Annotated in this window: 17 protein-coding genes; 10 read left to right on the top strand and 7 right to left on the bottom strand. The window is 70.6% G+C overall.

Features of this window, described 5'->3' with window-relative positions:
* The first annotated feature begins 122 nt into the window (after window positions 1-122).
* The 9 genes from NR810_RS42105 to NR810_RS42065 are packed head-to-tail and all read left to right on the top strand — an operon-like array spanning window position 123 to window position 10,055.
* Window positions 123-1,343 (top strand): inositol-3-phosphate synthase, encoded by a 1,221-nt coding sequence (locus NR810_RS42105; protein ID WP_257460972.1) that lies wholly within the window; start codon window positions 123-125, stop codon window positions 1,341-1,343.
* A gap of 3 nt (window positions 1,344-1,346) precedes the next feature.
* The gene (locus NR810_RS42100) at window positions 1,347-2,279 is read left to right on the top strand and encodes a hypothetical protein (RefSeq protein WP_257460970.1); all 933 of its coding nucleotides are present in this window, start codon (window positions 1,347-1,349) and stop codon (window positions 2,277-2,279) included.
* Window positions 2,280-2,321: 42 nt separating this feature from the next.
* Entirely contained in the window at window positions 2,322-3,359 is a 1,038-nt protein-coding gene (locus NR810_RS42095) for a Gfo/Idh/MocA family protein (RefSeq protein ID WP_257460969.1), read from the top strand.
* The gene (locus NR810_RS42090) at window positions 3,350-4,183 is read left to right on the top strand and encodes an MBL fold metallo-hydrolase (RefSeq protein ID WP_257460968.1); all 834 of its coding nucleotides are present in this window, start codon (window positions 3,350-3,352) and stop codon (window positions 4,181-4,183) included. The genes NR810_RS42095 and NR810_RS42090 overlap by 10 nt, the downstream gene beginning before the upstream one ends.
* Entirely contained in the window at window positions 4,180-5,658 is a 1,479-nt protein-coding gene (locus tag NR810_RS42085; RefSeq protein WP_257460967.1) for a YcaO-like family protein, read from the top strand. The genes NR810_RS42090 and NR810_RS42085 overlap by 4 nt, the downstream gene beginning before the upstream one ends.
* Window positions 5,655-6,521: a sugar phosphate isomerase/epimerase family protein gene (locus NR810_RS42080; protein ID WP_257460965.1), complete on the top strand. Its 867-nt coding sequence runs from the start codon at window positions 5,655-5,657 to the stop codon at window positions 6,519-6,521. The genes NR810_RS42085 and NR810_RS42080 overlap by 4 nt, the downstream gene beginning before the upstream one ends.
* Window positions 6,518-7,804, top strand: coding sequence for a glycosyltransferase family 4 protein (locus NR810_RS42075; RefSeq protein ID WP_257460964.1), 1,287 nt, complete (start codon window positions 6,518-6,520; stop codon window positions 7,802-7,804). The genes NR810_RS42080 and NR810_RS42075 overlap by 4 nt, the downstream gene beginning before the upstream one ends.
* Window positions 7,801-8,649: a PIG-L deacetylase family protein gene (locus tag NR810_RS42070; protein ID WP_257460963.1), complete on the top strand. Its 849-nt coding sequence runs from the start codon at window positions 7,801-7,803 to the stop codon at window positions 8,647-8,649. Before NR810_RS42075 ends, NR810_RS42070 begins: the two co-directional genes overlap by 4 nt.
* The gene (locus tag NR810_RS42065) at window positions 8,646-10,055 is read left to right on the top strand and encodes an FAD-dependent oxidoreductase (RefSeq protein WP_257460961.1); all 1,410 of its coding nucleotides are present in this window, start codon (window positions 8,646-8,648) and stop codon (window positions 10,053-10,055) included. Before NR810_RS42070 ends, NR810_RS42065 begins: the two co-directional genes overlap by 4 nt.
* A gap of 32 nt (window positions 10,056-10,087) precedes the next feature.
* Here the strand turns inward: NR810_RS42065 and NR810_RS42060 are convergent, their stop codons facing one another.
* On the bottom strand, window positions 10,088-10,669 hold the full coding sequence (locus tag NR810_RS42060) for a DUF2378 family protein (protein ID WP_257460958.1): 582 nt from the start codon (window positions 10,667-10,669) through the stop codon (window positions 10,088-10,090).
* A 27-nt stretch (window positions 10,670-10,696) separates the two neighbouring features.
* The gene (locus NR810_RS42055) at window positions 10,697-12,193 is read right to left on the bottom strand and encodes an amidase (protein WP_257460954.1); all 1,497 of its coding nucleotides are present in this window, start codon (window positions 12,191-12,193) and stop codon (window positions 10,697-10,699) included.
* A 53-nt stretch (window positions 12,194-12,246) separates the two neighbouring features.
* On the opposite strand from NR810_RS42055, the gene NR810_RS42050 reads away from it, so the two are divergent.
* Window positions 12,247-12,687, top strand: a complete 441-nt coding sequence (locus NR810_RS42050) for an EVE domain-containing protein (RefSeq protein WP_257460953.1) — start codon at window positions 12,247-12,249, stop codon at window positions 12,685-12,687.
* Window positions 12,688-12,765: 78 nt separating this feature from the next.
* Here NR810_RS42050 and NR810_RS42045 read toward each other — a convergent pair whose 3' ends face one another.
* From NR810_RS42045 to NR810_RS42025, 5 genes are all read right to left on the bottom strand, one after another.
* Window positions 12,766-13,377: a hypothetical protein gene (locus NR810_RS42045; protein ID WP_204219581.1), complete on the bottom strand. Its 612-nt coding sequence runs from the start codon at window positions 13,375-13,377 to the stop codon at window positions 12,766-12,768.
* 74 nt (window positions 13,378-13,451) lie between these two features.
* Window positions 13,452-14,912, bottom strand: a complete 1,461-nt coding sequence (locus NR810_RS42040) for an amino acid permease (RefSeq protein ID WP_257460950.1) — start codon at window positions 14,910-14,912, stop codon at window positions 13,452-13,454.
* 63 nt (window positions 14,913-14,975) lie between these two features.
* Window positions 14,976-15,575, bottom strand: coding sequence for a hypothetical protein (locus NR810_RS42035; RefSeq protein WP_257460945.1), 600 nt, complete (start codon window positions 15,573-15,575; stop codon window positions 14,976-14,978).
* Between the two features lie 26 nt (window positions 15,576-15,601).
* Window positions 15,602-16,177: a hypothetical protein gene (locus tag NR810_RS42030; RefSeq protein WP_257460944.1), complete on the bottom strand. Its 576-nt coding sequence runs from the start codon at window positions 16,175-16,177 to the stop codon at window positions 15,602-15,604.
* Window positions 16,174-16,725, bottom strand: coding sequence for an RNA polymerase sigma factor (locus NR810_RS42025; protein WP_257460942.1), 552 nt, complete (start codon window positions 16,723-16,725; stop codon window positions 16,174-16,176). Before NR810_RS42025 ends, NR810_RS42030 begins: the two co-directional genes overlap by 4 nt.
* Window positions 16,726-16,800: the final 75 nt, after the last annotated feature.

The raw sequence follows: 16,800 nt of genomic DNA, 5'->3' as shown, positions 1-16,800 counted from the left end.
TACGTCCAGTGATGACTCATTACGTGGGCTCGGAGGGACCCGCTCCGAGACGAGGGGCCTCGGTTCCTCGAAAAGAGAGCACGAGCCCGACACGTGGTGAAACTCAAGGGGAGTCGTCTGGCATGTACGGGGATCGTCTGGGGATCGCGGTCGTGGGGATGGGTGGGGCCGTGGCGACCACTGCCATCGCGGGGATGGAGCTGCTCAAGCGGGGCGTGGTGGACACCACGGGTCTGCCTCTGGCCGGAGTGAAGGGCGCGGGTCTGGTGGACTACGGCGCGCTCATCTTCGGGGGCTGGGATTTGTACGATGATGATCTGGCCAAGGCCGCACGCACCCATGGCGTGCTGACCGAGGCTCAGCTCCAGGCAGTGGAACCCGTGTTGTCGAAGATGCGGCCCTGGCCCGCCGTGTCCAACAGGAACTTCTGTCGCAACGTGGTGGGCTCATCCAACAAGAAGATGAGCAGCCTGCGCGCCCAGGTGGAAGCCATCCATCAGGATCTGGAACGCTTCCAACGCGAGCAGCAGGTGGACCGGCTGGTGATGATCAACTGCGCCTCGACCGAGCGTCCGGTGAACGCGGCGCTGCCCCAGTTCGCCACGCCGGAGGCCTTCGAGGCGGCGATCGACGCCAATGATCCGGAGATCAGCCCGGCCATGCTCTACGCCTACGCCGCCGTCTCGCGAGGCATCCCCTTCGCCAACTTCACGCCGAGCGTCGCCGCCGACGTGCCGGCGCTCCTGGAGCTGGCCCGGCGCAACGGCGCGCCCGTCGCGGGCAAGGATGGGAAGACGGGCCAGACGCTGCTCAAGACGGTGCTCGCCCCGGCCTTGAGGGATCGCGCGCTGTACGTGTCCGGCTGGTACTCCACCAACATCCTGGGCAACCGGGACGGCGAGGCCCTCAACGACCCGGCCTCGAAGGCCTCGAAGCTCGACACCAAGGGCGCCGTACTGGACAGCATCCTCGGCTACAAGGTCCAGGACCACATCGTCCAAATCCAATACTACCGGCCGCGCGGCGACAACAAGGAGGCCTGGGACAACATCGACGTCCTCGGCTTCCTCGGCCAACCCATGCAGCTCAAGGTCAACTTCCTGTGCAAGGACTCCATCCTGGCCGCGCCGCTGGTGGTGGAGCTGGCGCGCACGCTGGACCTGGCCAAACGCCGCGGTGAAGGTGGGGTCATCGACTCGCTGGGCTGCTTCTTCAAGGCGCCCATGACGCAGGACGGCCGCACGCCCGAGCACGCCATGCCCGAGCAGCAGCGGCGCCTCATGAAGTGGTTGTCCACCGGGAGTGTGCGGCCCACCGTCGGCAACGAGCTTCTTCGGGGCTAACCCATGAGCGCCTCCGTCTCGGACACGGCCGCGGTCCCGGACCGTCTGGCCACACTGCGCCCGCTGTTGGGGGAGTTGATGGACCTCAAGCGGGTACGCACCGCCGACCACCTGGAGGGTCTGGCGGCACGCGGGTTCCGGCGAGCCTGGGCGGCGCTCGTCGCGGGCGTGGAGCCGGAGGCGCTGGCGTTGCGCGAGACGGCGCTCGCCCTGGTCTCGGTGCGGCTCGGAGGCATCGACGCCGAGGTGCTGCACCGGGCCGGTCTGTCACCTCCCCGCGCGTTGGAGCTCCTCCACCGCGCACTGGACGCGGCGGCCGGTCCCCTGGAGCCGGGTCTCCGGGAGCGGCTGCACGCCGCGCTCGCGGAGCCGCTCGGCACCGAGGGCACCACACCCCCGCCCTTCGTGGAGCGGCTGGTCCGTCAGCCACGCGCCGGGGCCACGCTCCCCGGCCGTCCCCGCATCCTCCTGGAGCCCGCGGAGAGCCACGCGGACCACTGCTACGCCGTCGCCGTTGCGGCGGTGCTCGTGGCGCCCCTCTTCGGTGCCAGCCCGGCCCCGCCCTTCGTGGCCGGGTTGAGCCACCACCTCTTCAACGTGGTGCTGCCGGACGCCGGCTACGCAGGGGACGTGCTGCTGGGTGATGCGGTGGGGCCCATGGTGGAGCGGCTCACCGAGGAGGTGCTGGCCACGCTGCCAGCAGGACCGGCCACTCGCATCCGGGAGGCCCGGCGCGTGCTGCCACGCACCGACACGCCGGAGGCCCGCGCCTTCCACGCCGCCGATGTGCTGGACCGGGTGTTGGAGATGGACTTCCACGCCCGCGCCGCCGGCTTCACCCTCCGCCACGCATTGGAGGACCTGGAGCTGGTCCACGACGGCCCCATGCAGTCCTACGAGAACGCGGTGCTGGCCGCGGCGGGCATCCAGCCCTGAACACGGCCCTCCTCGGGCCATGAACTTTCGAGAGGTGTGCTCATGGAACGTACGCTCCAGGGCTCGCGGCGGCTCGGGTGGGCCATCGTGGGCTGTGGTTGGGTGGCCCGAGACTATGTGGCACCAGCCTTGTCGCAGGCGGGCAATGCCCGGCTGGTGGCGTTGTGCGATCCGGATTCCGAATCGCTGGCGCGCATGCCCGGTGACGGCGCGGCCCGGTACACACGGTTGGAGGAGGTGCTGGCCCACCCGGAGGTGGAGGCCGTCTACGTGGCCACGCCCAACCACGTGCACGCGCAGGTGACGGTGGCCTGCGCCGCCGCCGGCAGGCACGTGCTGTGCGAGAAGCCCATGGCCATCCGCCCCGAGGAGGGCCGCCTCATGGTGAAGGCGTGCCGGCGCGCGGGCGTCCAGTACGCCACCGCCTTCGACCAGCGCCACCACGCCGCCCACCGGAAGCTGCGCACCCTGGTGCGCGAGGGCGTGCTCGGCACCATCACCCAGGCGCGCATCCACTACGCCTGCTGGCTGCCTCGCGACTGGGCGCCGCGCAACTGGCGCATCGACCCGCACCAGGCGGGGGGCGGCGCGATGATCGACCTGGCACCCCACGGAATCGATCTGCTGGAGGTGCTGCTGGACGACGAGTGGACGTCCCTCACGGCCCTGATGCAGCGGCGCGTCCATGACTACCCGGTGGATGACGGCGCCATGCTCATGGGGAGGTTCCGCAGCGGCACCCTGGGCCTGCTTCAGGTGGCCTACAACTGCCCGGACACCTACCCGCGCCGCACCCTGGAGCTGATCGGCACCCGGGCCCGTGCGCTGGCCTGCAAGACGATGGGCCAGACGCCCGGCGGCACACTGACGCTCACGGAGGCGGCCACCGGCGTGGAGACCGTGGTGCCCATCTCCCCCGAGGAGGACCGGAGCCCCTTCCTCCACCAGGTGGAGGCCTTCTCCTCCTGCGTGCTGGCGGGCCGCCCCTATCCCTTCGCGCCCGAGCGGGACGTGCGCCTGCTCAACCTGCTGAGCCAGGCGTGCGAGCCCCACGCCTGGGAGGCCGCACCATGCCGTTGAGCCGCTACGCCTGCTGCAACTGCGGCTCCTGGCAGCCGTGGTTCGTCCACGAGCGGCCTCCGCACTGTCCCATCTGCATGGACGTGCGCAACGCCCTGCCCGAGAACGGCTGGGAGTTCCGCTCCGCCGCCCAGGTGGCGGAGTCGTTGGAGACCTCCTGGTACGAGGCGCTGCCGGGAGTGCTCGGCTTCCAGTGCACCCCAAGCTTCGGGCTGGGCGGCACCGGCTGGCTGCTGCGGCGGCCCGAGGGCAACGTGGCCTTCGAGGGTGCCCCCTGGTACTCGCGGCGGGCGCTGGAGCACCTCGCCTCGCTGGGGGGCATCCAGGTGCTGTCCGCCTCGCATCCCCACGGCTTCGGCGCGCTGTGGCAGTTGCAGGAGCGGTTCGATCCGCTGCTCGTGCTGCACCGCGACGCGGTGCCCTACACCAAGGCCTTCCAGGTCCGCTGGCCCGTGGACGACGAGCACGAGCTGGCCCCCGGCCTCACGCTGCACTGCGTGGGCGGCCACTACGAGGGCCAGTGCGTGCTGTACGACGCGCGCACGCGCTCGCTCTTCTGCGGAGACGTCCTCAAGGTGGAGCTGGACTCCCGGGGCCGGCCGGTGGCGCTCTCGAGCCACAAGGGCTTCCACGCCGCCATCCCCCTGAGCCACGGCGAGCTGCGCCGCTACCGCGCGGTGCTCGAGCGGCTTCCCTTCGAGAACGTCTTCACCCCCTTCGAACCGGCCCGAGGCGTCACCCGCGCCCATGCGCTGGCCCTGTTCGATCGATTGCTCGCCGGAATGCCTCACACCCGGCCCATTGCCCTGGAGGAACTGACATGAGCCTGAGAGCAGCACGAGACGCCTACGCCCGGGCCATGCCGCCCGGAGAGCTGTCGTTGTTCCGGGACGATGCCATCGATCGCGTCGGCATCCCGGTGGTGGCCTCCAGCCTGCGCATGGTGGGCGGACCGTGGATCACCTCCCACGGGTACGGCGCCACCGAGGAGGAAGGCATGGTCAGCGCCATCGGCGAGCTGGCCGAGGAGGTCTTCGCCGAGCGCGCCCTGGCCACCCTCCCCCGCTTCCATGGCAGCTACACCGAGCTGGTGCGCTCGCGCGGGAAGTCCGGAGTGGCGGATCCGCTCACGCTGAGCCTGCCGGCCGGTAGCCCCTACCATCCGGACATGCTGCTCACCTGGGTGCAGATGCGGCGGCTGTCCACCAGCGAGCCCGTGCTGGTGCCCGAGGAGTACGTCGCCATCCATCCCAGCCAGCTCCACGGCCGCTCATCAGCGCTCATCCTCCCCATCACCAACGGCCAGGGCGCCGGCCTCACCCGCCCTCAGGCCCTGGCCCACGCCCTGCTGGAGCTGCTCCAGCGCGACGGCAATGGCCTGTGCTTCCGCGCCATGGATCAGGGCGTCGTGCTCGACCTGGAGGGGGCGGAGCTGTCCCCCGACGTCCGGGCCCTGCTGGAGCGCTACCGGCAGCTCGGCATCGAGGTGATTCCCAAGCTGGCCACCACCGAGTTCGGCCTGGTGAACCTGTACGTGGTGGCGAGGGATCCCCACGTGGGCGATCAGCCCCTGATGGTGACGGCCTGCGGAGAGGCGGCCGATCCGGACCGGGAACGTGCCCTGCGCAAGGCCCTGCTGGAGTACGCCGGCTCGCGAGCACGCAAGGCCTTCATGCACGGGCCGCTGGAGCACGTGGCCCGCGTCGCCCCTCCCGGCTACCTGGAGCAGTTCCTCCCCCAGGTGAACGTGGACCGGGAGGAGCAACGCGCCCTGCACGGCATGGTCGAGTGGGCCCGGATGTCCGCGGACGCGCTGCGCGCGCTGACGGCCTGCACGGTCTCGTGCAACCGCAAGGTGCGCTTCACCGACCTCCCCCGCGTCCAGGTCGCCGAGAATCCGGCGGTCCGCTGCCAGCAGGTGGTGGATCAGTTGCGCTCCGCCGGCTTCGACATCCTCGTGGCCGACATGTCTCCACCGGACCGCTCCATCCACGTGGTCAAGGTGCTCGTGCCGGGACTCGAGGTGGAGACGATGACCTACTACCGCATCGGTGAGCGGAACGTGGCCCGGCTGATGGCGCGCGAGGATCCGCTCGCCGGGCTCGGCACGCCTCCGGAGGGCGCCCGGCCCGTACGCCTGACGCCCGCCGCCGAGGAGCGGCTGGGAGGACCGGCCTGGTTCAACGTCCGCCTGGCCGAGCAGCGCGTGGGGCGCCTGTACTCGCTCTACCGCGAGCCGGGCCGCCACAGCGTGCAGCAGGTGCTGCGCGGCCGCCGCTTCGGGGGAGGTCTGTCATGAGCCTGCGCTTCGCCTACAACACCAACGGCACCGCCCATCACCGCTTCCAGGACGCGCTGCGGCTCATCGCCGACAGCGGCTACGACGGCGTCGCCCTCACGCTGGATCATCACCACTTCGATCCCTTCGCGCCCCGGCTGGGACACCGCGCCGAGATGCTGGCGGGCCTGCTGGAGCGGCTCGGCCTGGGGCTGGTGGTGGAGACGGGCGCGCGCTTCCTGCTGGAGCCACGGGCCAAGCACGAGCCCACGTTGATCACCCCGGAACCGGAGGGCCGCGAGCGGCGGCTCGACTTCCTCCGGAGGGCGGTGGACATCTGCGCCATCTGCCGGGGCGAGGCGGTGTCCTTCTGGGCCGGAGTGCCCCAGCCCGGAGTGGACGCGGAGGCGGCCTGGGGCTGGCTCGTGGATGGCGTGGCCCGGCTGTCCGACTACGCGGCGTCGCGCGGCGTGGTGGCCGCGGTGGAACCGGAGCCGGGCATGCGGGTGGAGACGGTGGACGAGTGGCGCCGCCTCCAGGAGGAGGTGGCACGGCGCGGCGCGGCCCCCATCCGGCTGGCGCTGGACGTGGGACACCTGATGGTGACGCAGGAGCGGGTGCCCGCGGACGCGGTGCGCGAGCTGGCGCCGGTGCTGGGCACGGTGGCGCTGGAGGACATGAAGCGCGGCGTGCACGAGCACCTGCCCTTCGGCGAGGGAGACCTGGATGTGGCCTCGGTGCTCCGGGCGCTGGTGGAGGTCCGCTTCGACAAGCTCGTGTGCGTCGAGCTGTCGCGCGACTCGCACCGCGCGCACGCCATGGTGCCCCAGGCTCGCGAGTGGCTGCGGGCCCACATGCCCTCGGACGCGGAGGTGGCGGCATGAGCGGCGGGAACTCGCTGCGGGTCTGCTTCATCTCCCGGCGCTTCTTCCCGGCCATCTCGGGGATGAGCGTCTACGCCCTCAACCTGGTGCGGGAGCTGGCGGACTGTGGTCACGACGTGACGATGGTCAGCCAGTACCGCAATGACCGGGCGGGTGTCTCGGTGTACGGCGGCGGGCCTCCGCCTCATGTCCCCGGTGTCAAGGTGTTGGGCCGCGAGTCCCTGGGCGAGCAGCGCGTCGGCGACGGTCTGCCGGCCAGCTTCGAGCAGGACGTCGAGGACATGGTGGCCACCGTGGAGCGCGAGCACCGGCGGCGTCCGTTCGACCTCATCCACGCGCAGTACGGCTACCCGTGCGGGCTGGCCGCGCTGGAGGCGAGCCGGCGGCTCGGGCTGCCCAACGTGGTGTCCATCCAGGGCGGTGACGGCCACTGGGTGGGCACCTGCTGCGGGACACACAAGCAGGCCATGCTGGCGGTGCTGGGCCACGCCGGGGCGCTGCTCATCGGCAGCCGCTCCTTCGCCGAGGAGGTGCGGGGCCACCACGGGACGCCGCTGGAGCGCTTCACCCTCGTGCCCGGCGCCACCGACACGCGCCGCTTCCACCCGCGTGACGAGCCCTCTCTCGGCGCGATGGGAAATCCGCCGGTGCTGCTCTACCACGGCCGCGTGGACGCGCGGAAAGGCGTGATGGAGCTGCTGGACGCGATGCGCATGCTGACGCGCAACGGCCGCGAGCTGAAGCTGGTGGTGTCCGGCATCGGCCCGGACCTCAACGCCGTGCGCAACCGGGTGACCACGCTGGGGCTGCGTGACAGCGTCGAGCTCACCGGCCATGCCTCCTACGACGACGCGCCCGCCGTGTACCGGCGCGGCGACCTGTTCGTCTCGCCCACGTACTCGGAGGGCTTCTCCAACACGATCCTCGAGGCCATGGCCACCGGCCTGCCCATCGTCTCCACGCGAGCGGTGGGCGTGGTGGACTGCCTGGAGGACGGCCGGAACGCACTGCTCGTCCCGCCCCGGGACGCCCGCGCCCTGGCCGATGCCATCGCCCGGATGCTGGACGATCCGGAGCTGCGCCGCCGCCTGGCGCGCATGGCCCTCGCCGAGGTGCGGGAGCTGTACTCGTGGCAGGCCGTGGGCCGGCGCATCCAGCAGGTGTACGGCCAGCTCACCGGCACCGGTCCGGACACGGGCTGGACGCGGCTGTACGACCCGGCCACCACCGTGGACACCGCAGATCCCTCCTGCCGCTTCCGGAGCGCACCCCACCTGCTATGAGCACCGCCCTCTTCCTCTCGCCCCACCTGGACGACGTCGCCTTCTCCTGCGGTGGCACCCTGGCCCGGTTGAAGGCCCGGGGGTGGACGGTGGCCCTCGTCACCGTCTTCACCCGCTCCGTGCCCCACCCCTCGGGCTTCGCGCTCGCCTGTCAGACGGACAAGGGCCTCCCGCCGGACGTGGACTACATGGAGATGCGCCGCGAGGAGGATCGCGACTTCGCGGAGCTGATGGAGGTGGATGTGCTGGTGTGGACCAACCTGCCGGAGGCGCCACACCGCGGTTATGACAGCGCGCCGGCCCTCTTCACCCCGCCACGCGAGGACGATCGCATCGGCACGGCGGTGGTGAAACGGCTCGCGCCGCTGCTGGCCGAGCTGCAACCGGACCTCGTGCTGGCACCGCAAGCGCTGGGCAGTCATGTGGACCACGTGCAGGTGGCGCGGCTGATGCCGTCCTTGGGAGCGTGGGACTCCCGCACCCTGTGGTACCGCGACACGCCCTATGCCGTGCGCCAACCCGGAGCCCGGCCCGATCCGGCGCTGCCCTCGGACCTGCGGCCCCTGGTGGTGGACGTGTCGGCCGAGCTGCCGCGCAAGGTGACCGGATGCACCTGCTACCGGACCCAGGTCGGCTTCCAGTTCGGTGGAGCCCAGGCCGTGGGCCCCACGCTGACGGCCTTCCATCAGCGCGAGGCGGCGGCCCATGGCCGCACCGGCCATGCCGAGGTGTTCCTCGCGGGAGCCGATTTCGATCCGGGCCTGCGGGAGGCACTCACGGAACAGGTCCCGAATTCCGCGATTCGACGGCCAGCACGAGGTCTCCTACGCTCACATCCCGTATGAGCACTTCGACGCCCCTTCCCTCCTCGCGCGCCGGTACGCACGCCATCGTCTATGGCGGCAGCATGGCCGGGTTGATGTCCGCCGGCCTGCTGTCCCGCCACTTCGAGCGCGTCACCCTCGTGGAGCGCGATCGCTTCCCGGACGGGCCGCTGCCGCGCAAGGGCGTCCCCCAGGCGCAGCACGTCCATGGTCTGCTCACGCGGGGAATGGACATCCTCGCCGGCATCTTCCCGGGCATCCAGGAGGACATCACGGCCACCGGAGTGGAGTTCCTGGACGTGGTCGAGACCACCGCCTCGTTCGGGGCCGGCAGCTGGCGCCCACGGTTCCGCAGCGACGTGAAGGCCGCCTCCCTGAGCCGGTTGCTGCTCGAGTGGGTCGTCCGTCAGCGTCTCCAGGCCCTTCCCAACGTGCGCATCCTCGATGGCAGGGAAGCGGTGGGATTGAAGACGAGCGGAGACCGGACACGCGTCACGGGACTCCAGTTGCAGGCTCCGGGCGGCGGGCAGGAGGAGACGCTCGAGGCCGACCTGGTGGTGGACACCAGCGGCCGTGGCTCGCGCACGCCCCAGTGGCTCGAGGCGCTGGGTTACCCCCGCGTGGAGGAGACGCGCATCCACGTGAACGTGGGCTACGCCAGCCGTCTCTACCGCCAGCCGCAGGGGTTCGAGCCAGGGTGGCGGTCCCTGGCGATCGCTCCCAAGCTGACGCAGGAACGGCGGCTCGGCATCATCCAGGAGATCGAAGACAACCGCTGGCTGGTGCTGGTGGGCGGCTGGCTGGGCGAGTGCCTCACGACGGCGGAGGACGCGGCGTTCCTCGAGTTCGCCCGCGGCCTGCCCCAGCCGCACCTGTACGAGGCCATCAAGAACGCCGAGCCACTCGGCCCCATCCACCTCTACCGCTTCCCTCATAACCAGCGCCGTCACTACGAGCGCATGTCCCGCTTCCCCGAGGGGCTGGCCGTGGTGGGGGATGCCGTCTGCTCGTTCAATCCCATCTACGGCCAGGGCATGAGCACGGGCGCCATGCAGGCCGAGGCGCTGGGCGAGTGTCTGCGCCAGGGCGTGCGCGGGGCCTCCGATCGCTACCGCCGACGGGCGGGAGAGATCCTCGCGGGGCCCTGGGCCCTCGCGACGGCCGGCGATCTGGCCTTCCCCGAGGTGGAGGGCAAGCGCCCGCCGGGGTTCGCCCTGATGAACTGGTACGGCAACCGGTTCCAGCAGCTCGCGGGCTACGACGAGGAGGCGCTGAGGCTCTTCGCGCGCGTGCAGCACATGATCGAGTCACCCACCGCCATGTTCTCCCCGCGCATGGTGCTCAAGGTGCTCACGGTCCAGCCCGACAAGGCCGCCCGGACGCCGGGGCCACGGCCGCTCGCCATCTCCACCTCACGCGCGGCCTGAGCGAGCCGCCAGCCCGAGGGGGCACGGCCCCCTCACGACCAGGAGATGTCGTACTCCACGCGGTCGATGGACTGAGGCCTCGCCTGGGCCCGCCCCTGGAGCTTGAGCACCCGGAGCGCGCCGATGAGGACCCCCTCATGGTAGGTCGGCGGCACCATGTCGCCCGTGGTGGACATGACGCCCGATTTCGGCCCGGTGCGGTGGTACTCGCGGCGCCCGTACGTCACCGCGCCGCTGTAGCCCAGTTGCACCACCGAGAAGAACCTGTGCGGATCCCCCCGGGCGATGACGCCGAAGACGAAGCGGCCCGGGCCGGAGTCGTAGCGCGCCACGCCGTGCTCCCCACATGCCCGGAAGACGGCCTCCGGGGAGCCGAACGAGGTCTCCAGCACGTCCCCGGTGGCGTAAAGCAGTTGGAGGAAGTCCTGCACCGGGTACATGCGCAGCTCCCCGTAGTCCCGTGAGAGCCCATCGGCTCGCAGCCTCTCCAGCCCCCCCTCCCCCGCCCGCTGCCGGACGAGGTCGAAGACGCTCTGGAAGAAGAGCCCGAGAACGGAATCTCCCCGCTGGGCCACGACGAGCCGCGCCGCGAGATCGGCCTTGTCCGACGCCATGAGGCACGCCCCCCTTGTCCTTCCAGTCTAACGGCTCCCGGCCGAGACCAGGGGCGTCCGCCCCGCCCACGGGCGGGCCTGTTCCAACTGCGCCGCGAGCCGGAACAGCGTGGCCTCGTCTCCGAAGCGCCCGGCGAACTGCACCCCGATGGGCAGCTCGGCCGCGTTCCAGTACAGCGGCACCGACATGGCCGGCTGCCCCGTCTGGTTGAAGAGCTGCGTGTTGGGCGTCCGCTCCAGACTGCTGGCCGCGAGCTCGTCCAGCATCCGCAGGAAGGCGGGCTTCACCGGCACCCTGCGCAGTACCGCCAGCGCCGCGAGCTCCGTGGGCTTGAGTGCCAGCTCGCCAATGCGCACCGGCGGATATGCGAGCGTCGCGTCCAGGAAGAGATCGTACCGCTCGAAGAAGGCCGCGACCTTCCGGCTCGCGTGGTGGGTGGCATTGCGCGAGCGCTGGAGATCCGCCGCGGAGAGGATGCCGCCGAGCTGTCCGAGTGCCCAGGTCGACGGCTCGAAGTCATTGGCGTCGAGCGCCTTCCCCGTCTTGCGGGAGATCTCCTCCAGATCCACCGTCACGTTGGCCGCGATGTTCACCAGGTACGCGCGCACCAGCTCCCCCCAGTCCAGCCGGGGGGCGTCCTCGATGACCTCGTGGCCCAGTTCCTGGCAGAGCTTCGCCGCGTCCTTCACCGCCGCGACGCAGTCCGGGTGCACGTTCTTCCCGAAGAGCGAGCCGGTGGAGAACGCGATGCGCAGGCGTCCCGGCGGCGTCCCCACCTCCTGGAGGAAGGGCCGCGCCGGTGGAGGCGCCGCGTAGGGCGCCCCCGGATCCGCGCCGTGGGTCGCATCGAGCATCGCCGCGCTGTCCCGCACGCTCCGCGTCAACACGTGCTGCTGGACGTAGCCTCCCCACGACTCGCCGATGATCGGCCCCAGCGGATTGCGCGCCCGGGTCGGCTTGAGCCCGAAGAGTCCACAGGCCGACGCCGGAATCCGGATGGAACCCCCTCCGTCACCCGCATGCGCCATCGGCACCACCCGCGCCGCCACGCACGCCGCCGAGCCTCCGCTCGAGCCCCCCGTCGAGTGCTCCGGATTCCAGGGGTTTCGCGTCGGCCCTCGCAGCGCCGGCTCCGTCGTTCCGAGGATCCCCAGCTCGGGCGTGTTCGTCTTCGCCACGAGGATGACTCCCGCCCGGCGGAACCGCGCGATGAGCTCCGAGTCATGGTCGGGAACGAAGTTCAACAACGCCCTGCACGAGCCCGTATAGGGCACCCCCGCCACGTACCCGTCCAGGTCCTTCACCACGAAGGGCACCCCCGTGAATGGACCCTCGGGGAGCGCACCCGCCGCCGTCTTGCGCGCCTGGTCGTACATCTCGTGAACCACCGCGTTGAGCTTCGGGTTCACGGACTCGATGCGCGAGATCGTCTCCTCCACCAGCTCGCTCGGGTGCAGTTCCTTCTTGCGCACCAGCTCGGCGAGTGCCGTGGCGTCGAGCGCGTCGTATCCCTGGATGGCCATGCGGTACGGTCTCCTCTCCTACGGTCACGCCCCCTGCTCTACCATGCGCCGCCATGGCGAAACCCCAGTATTGGCTGATCAAGAGCGAACCCTCCGTCTACCCCTACTCCCAGTTGGAGAAGGACGGCAGGACCAGCTGGACCGGCGTGCGCAGCTTCGAAGCCCGTAACAACCTCCGGGCCATGAAGCCCGGCGACCTCTGTCTCTTCTACCACTCCAACGAGGGCAAGGCCGTCGTGGGCGTCGCTCGCGTCCTCTCCAACCCCGGCCCCGACCCCACCGCCCCCGGCGAGGACTGGGCCTCCGTCGATATGGGACCCCTGGTGCCCGTCCAGGAGCCGGTCACCCTCTCCACCATCAAGTCCACCCGCGAGCTGAAGGATTTTCCGCTCATCACCCGGAGCCGGTTGAGCGTTGCTCCCGTGTCTCCCGAGCACTTCAAGCTCGTTCTCGAGATGGGCGGGACCCGGATTCCCAGGGCCTCCTCCCGCTGAGGGTACTCGGGTTGGATGCCGGGGGGCTCCATACCCTCACCCCGTCCCTCTCCCAGAGGGAGAGGGTCGAAACCAGGTTCAGGCGTTCGCGGGGTGGAGCTTCTGCTGCAACAGGTTCGCCCGGTTCCTCGCTGATAGCAGTTGTTGCCTCAGCGACTCCGCGTCTCTCGAGATGTCCGCGAAGTCCTGCGCCGCCGCGTCGCTCGCCAGTGACTCCGCGCTCTCCGCGACCTGCGTCATCCGATCGTTCATCGTCTGCAACGACGAGATGATCTCCTCCGCCTTCATCTGCTGCCCCTGCTGCGTCTGGCTCGCGATCCCCTGCATGTGCCCGCTCAGCGCCGCCGCCTCCTGCCCCAATGCCGCGAAGCGCTCCATCAGCGACTGGTACACCTTCGTGCGCTCCTGCAGCTCCAACGCCCGGCTGTTCACCTCCGCCGCCAGCGCCTGCTGGCGATCCCTCCACTGGTTCAACACCCCCAGCAACGAGCGCATGTGCGCCACCATCCGCTCGTCACAGTCCGCCACCGAGTTGAGCAGCTTCCCCATCTTCTCCAGGTTCTTCTGCGACCGGAGCGGCCCGGTGCGCACTTCCTCCGCCAGGGTCTCGAACTTGCGCAGCTCCTCCTCGATGGCCATCGCCGCGGCAACCAGCTCGGAAGACTCGGCGGACTGCGGACGCTTGCTCATATGGATGCGGCTCCGATTCGGAAGGGCACTCTCTCCCTGTGTTCCTACGCGTTCCTAGCAGATCGCGCCCGGACTCATTTCCCCGAACTTGCCTCGATGACTGGAGACGGAGCGAGCAATGTCACCTTCGGTCCCACGAAGGTATGCCGCTGGAATGCCACCCAGTAGACAGTCAGCAGGGCCAGCGCCCCGGCGAACGTGTACCCGGCCAGCTCGTTGGGCGGCAGGACGAAGAGCACCATCACCACCGCGCACCACCCCAGCGCCACCACGTTCACCAGCGTGGAGAAGCGTCCCAGGTCCCACGGCCCCTGGTGCGACCAGGTCCCGTTTCTCCGCGCCAGCAGGCCCACCAGCACTGGCAGTGCGTACGAGGCGTACAGGGCCAGCGTGCTCAGCGCCACCATGGCCGCGTAGGCCCCACTCCAGATGGCCACCACGAAGGCCGCCGCCACCGACACCCAGATGGCCACGTGCGGGCTCCGGAAGCGGGGCGACACACTCGCCAGGTGCGCCGAGGCCGGCAGCCCCCCGTCCCGCGCGAACGCGAAGAGCATTCGCGAGTTGGACGTCACCGAGGACAGCCCGCAGAACCACATGGCCCCGATCGCGATCCACACCAGCGCCCCGCCGAGCGCCGGCCCCAGGGACTCGCGCAGCACGTGCAGGAAGGGGTTGGGCGCGGCCGCCGCGGCCGGCAGATCTCCAATCGCCAGCGTCACCCCCACCAGCAGCGCGTACCCCACCACCGCGCTCACCGCCACCGACAGGAAGATGCCCCAGGGCGCGTTGCGCGTCGGATCCATCGTCTCCTCGGAGACGTGGGCGCTCGCGTCGTAGCCCGTGAACGTCCACTGCGCCTGCAACAGGCCGATCAGGAAGGTGTACGCGTAGACGTTGCCCTCCGTGGTGAAGCGCGTGAGCAGGAAGCCCGGATCCTGCTTGGGCGCGAAGGCCACCAGCGCTCCAATCACCACCGCCACGCCCGCCACGTGGTACCAGGCCGACACGTTGTTGAGCAGCGCCACCGCGCGCACGCCCACGTGGTTGAGGATGGCGTGTGACAGCAGGATGGCCGCGTACAGTGACAGCACGTGGCTCCGCGACTCCCTCGGCCACCCCAACATGTCCGCCACGAACTCCGCCAGCCCGTAGTCGATGCCCGCTGTAATCGCGAACTGGCCGATGGTGTTCAGCCACGCCGTGAAGAAGCCCACCCGCGGGCCTCCCAGCATGGCCGACCAGTGATAGAGCGCCCCCGCCGTCGGGAACGAGGAGGCCAGCTGCGCCAGGCTCGCCGCCACCGTCAGCGTCATCACCGCCACCAACGGCCAGCCCACCGCCATGACGAATGGCCCGCCGAAGCGCAGGCCATGGCCATAGAGCGTCACCGCTCCCGTGAGAATGGAGATGATGGAGAAGGAGACGGCGAAGTTGGAGAAGCCGCCCATGTCACGCAGCAACTGCTGCGCGTATCCCAGCCGTTGCAGCTGGGCCGCATCCGCATCCAGTTGGTCCTTCTTGTCCGCGTCCATGCCCTGAACTATGGCCTTCTGGCCAGGGGGATGCGAGGGACCCGGGTGCGGAGTGTGGGACCGTCAGCGCTTGCCGCCCTGCCCCTGGCTCTCCTGGGCGGGGGCCGGAGGCGCCACCATCCGCCGCTCGAGGCGGAAGTGCCTCTGGAAGGCCCCTCCCATCCCCAGGGGCATCTCCGCCTCCAGCTTCTGCCAGTAGTCGGGGCCCAACGTCTTCTTGATGGCCACCATCAAGCCCACCCGGTTCTGCCTCACCGCCGTCTCCGCGCGGCCCACCTTCTCCACCAGGTCCTTCACCGTGCCCTCGTTGGGGCTCGCCTGGCGCAGCTCGCGCTCCAGGTTCAGCTGGGCCCTCTTCAGATCCGCCTCCAGGCCGATCAGCGCGTCATTGGCCTCGAAGGACAGATCCTGGACCTTCTGCACCAGGTTCTGCGGCAGGCCGATCTTCGCCGCCACCTCCGCGGGAATCCCGAAGGACGGAGGCGCCAGCGGGGCCGAGGGCGGCATCGGGGGATGCGGAGGAATGGGCGCCACGCCCATCCCACCGTGCGCGGCGTGCGGACCGTGCACGAAGACGCGCACGTCCTGCTTCTCCTGCTTGTCCTCGGCGAGCGCGGGCACGGCGGTGAGGACCACGAGGGCGCACATCAGCTTCTTCATCATGGTACGGCTCCTTTCATTACTTCGGTTCACTGCGACCGCGAGACATGGAAGGCCGCGAGGGCCGTCTGGAAGGGCTCGGCGTCGAGCGCCGTGGCGTCCGGCGGACGCACCCAGACCGCGAGCATCCCGAACGGCTGGTACATCGCGTCCCCGACGCTCGGGTTGGTGCGCGTGTAGCCGTGCACCTCGTCGAACAGCGCCCCGAGCGAGAGGACCTCGCCCCGCGCGGCCGGCGCCGTCCGCACGGGCTGCTCGACCCGCAGGGAGCCCTCGACCGGGCCGCCCACCACGGGCCCGCCCTCCTCGGACACCGGCGTCACCGCCCGGGGTGGAACGAGCAGCACCAGCAGGGCCACGGCGGCGGTGGCGGCGGCACTGGCCACCCCGCGGCGGAAGTGCTGGCGGCGGCGCACCTCGCCGAGGATGGCCTCGCGCGGGACGGTGGCCGGAGCCGGTGGCTCGGGCAGGCGGAGCGAGGCGGCGGACGCATGGAGGCCGGCGAGGGCCCGGCATCCGGCGCACTGCTCCAGGTGGGCCTGGAGGCCCGGAGGCCGGGGCAGTCGCTCGTCCAGGAGGGCCGCGGTGAAGTCCTGGCAGCTCATGGGGTGTCTCCTTGGAGGGCGTCAGCGGCCTTGAGCTTCTGGAGCGCCCGGTAGAGATGGATGCGGACGGTGCCGCGGGCGACGTTCATGGCGTCGGCGATGGCATCGAGGTCGAGCCCCTCCAGGTAGCGGAGGGAGAAGGCCGTGGCCTGCTGGGCCGGGAGCGTCCGCAGGGCCCGGCCGAAGGCGCGCCAACGCTCGACCCCCGCGAAGCTCTCCTCCGGCGAGGGTTGTGGGGCCGGGCCCAGGTCCAACACCTCCCGGACGACGCTCCACACCCGGCGCCGGCGCAGCAGGCCCATGGCGCGTGAGACGAGGATGCGCCGCAGCCAGGCGGGGCCGGCCCCGGCGTCCCGCAGGGTGTGACGCTTCTCGTAGGCATCCGCCAGGGTGGCCTGGACCAGGTCCCTCGCCTCCTCCCCGTCCCAGACGAGGCGCCGCGCCAGCCGCAGGAGGGCGGCCTGCTCGCGCTCCACGAGCGCGTCGAAGTCGAGGGGGGTGACCCTCGCTCCCAGCGGCGTCTCGTCCATGATGGCGGTGCCCTTCAAGGTTGGACCTCGTTGCCCGGTTTCCACAGGAGAGGACGCACGAGCCCCGCTGGCGGCATACCCGAGAATTATTTC

The sequence above is a fragment of the Archangium lipolyticum genome (assembly GCF_024623785.1).
Lineage (GTDB): Bacteria > Myxococcota > Myxococcia > Myxococcales > Myxococcaceae > Archangium > Archangium lipolyticum.
Note: the sequence above shows the minus strand (reverse complement) of the source record. Positions and strands in the feature narration are given on the sequence as shown.

Coding starts and splice junctions, on each gene's coding strand:
- NR810_RS42105 (WP_257460972.1), top strand. CDS start 123: ATGTACGGGGATCGTCTGGGGATCGCGGTCGTGGGGATGGGTGGGGCC.
- NR810_RS42100 (WP_257460970.1), top strand. CDS start 1,347: ATGAGCGCCTCCGTCTCGGACACGGCCGCGGTCCCGGACCGTCTGGCC.
- NR810_RS42095 (WP_257460969.1), top strand. CDS start 2,322: ATGGAACGTACGCTCCAGGGCTCGCGGCGGCTCGGGTGGGCCATCGTG.
- NR810_RS42090 (WP_257460968.1), top strand. CDS start 3,350: ATGCCGTTGAGCCGCTACGCCTGCTGCAACTGCGGCTCCTGGCAGCCG.
- NR810_RS42085 (WP_257460967.1), top strand. CDS start 4,180: ATGAGCCTGAGAGCAGCACGAGACGCCTACGCCCGGGCCATGCCGCCC.
- NR810_RS42080 (WP_257460965.1), top strand. CDS start 5,655: ATGAGCCTGCGCTTCGCCTACAACACCAACGGCACCGCCCATCACCGC.
- NR810_RS42075 (WP_257460964.1), top strand. CDS start 6,518: ATGAGCGGCGGGAACTCGCTGCGGGTCTGCTTCATCTCCCGGCGCTTC.
- NR810_RS42070 (WP_257460963.1), top strand. CDS start 7,801: ATGAGCACCGCCCTCTTCCTCTCGCCCCACCTGGACGACGTCGCCTTC.
- NR810_RS42065 (WP_257460961.1), top strand. CDS start 8,646: ATGAGCACTTCGACGCCCCTTCCCTCCTCGCGCGCCGGTACGCACGCC.
- NR810_RS42060 (WP_257460958.1), bottom strand. CDS start 10,669: ATGGCGTCGGACAAGGCCGATCTCGCGGCGCGGCTCGTCGTGGCCCAG.
- NR810_RS42055 (WP_257460954.1), bottom strand. CDS start 12,193: ATGGCCATCCAGGGATACGACGCGCTCGACGCCACGGCACTCGCCGAG.
- NR810_RS42050 (WP_257460953.1), top strand. CDS start 12,247: ATGGCGAAACCCCAGTATTGGCTGATCAAGAGCGAACCCTCCGTCTAC.
- NR810_RS42045 (WP_204219581.1), bottom strand. CDS start 13,377: ATGAGCAAGCGTCCGCAGTCCGCCGAGTCTTCCGAGCTGGTTGCCGCG.
- NR810_RS42040 (WP_257460950.1), bottom strand. CDS start 14,912: ATGGACGCGGACAAGAAGGACCAACTGGATGCGGATGCGGCCCAGCTG.
- NR810_RS42035 (WP_257460945.1), bottom strand. CDS start 15,575: ATGATGAAGAAGCTGATGTGCGCCCTCGTGGTCCTCACCGCCGTGCCC.
- NR810_RS42030 (WP_257460944.1), bottom strand. CDS start 16,177: ATGAGCTGCCAGGACTTCACCGCGGCCCTCCTGGACGAGCGACTGCCC.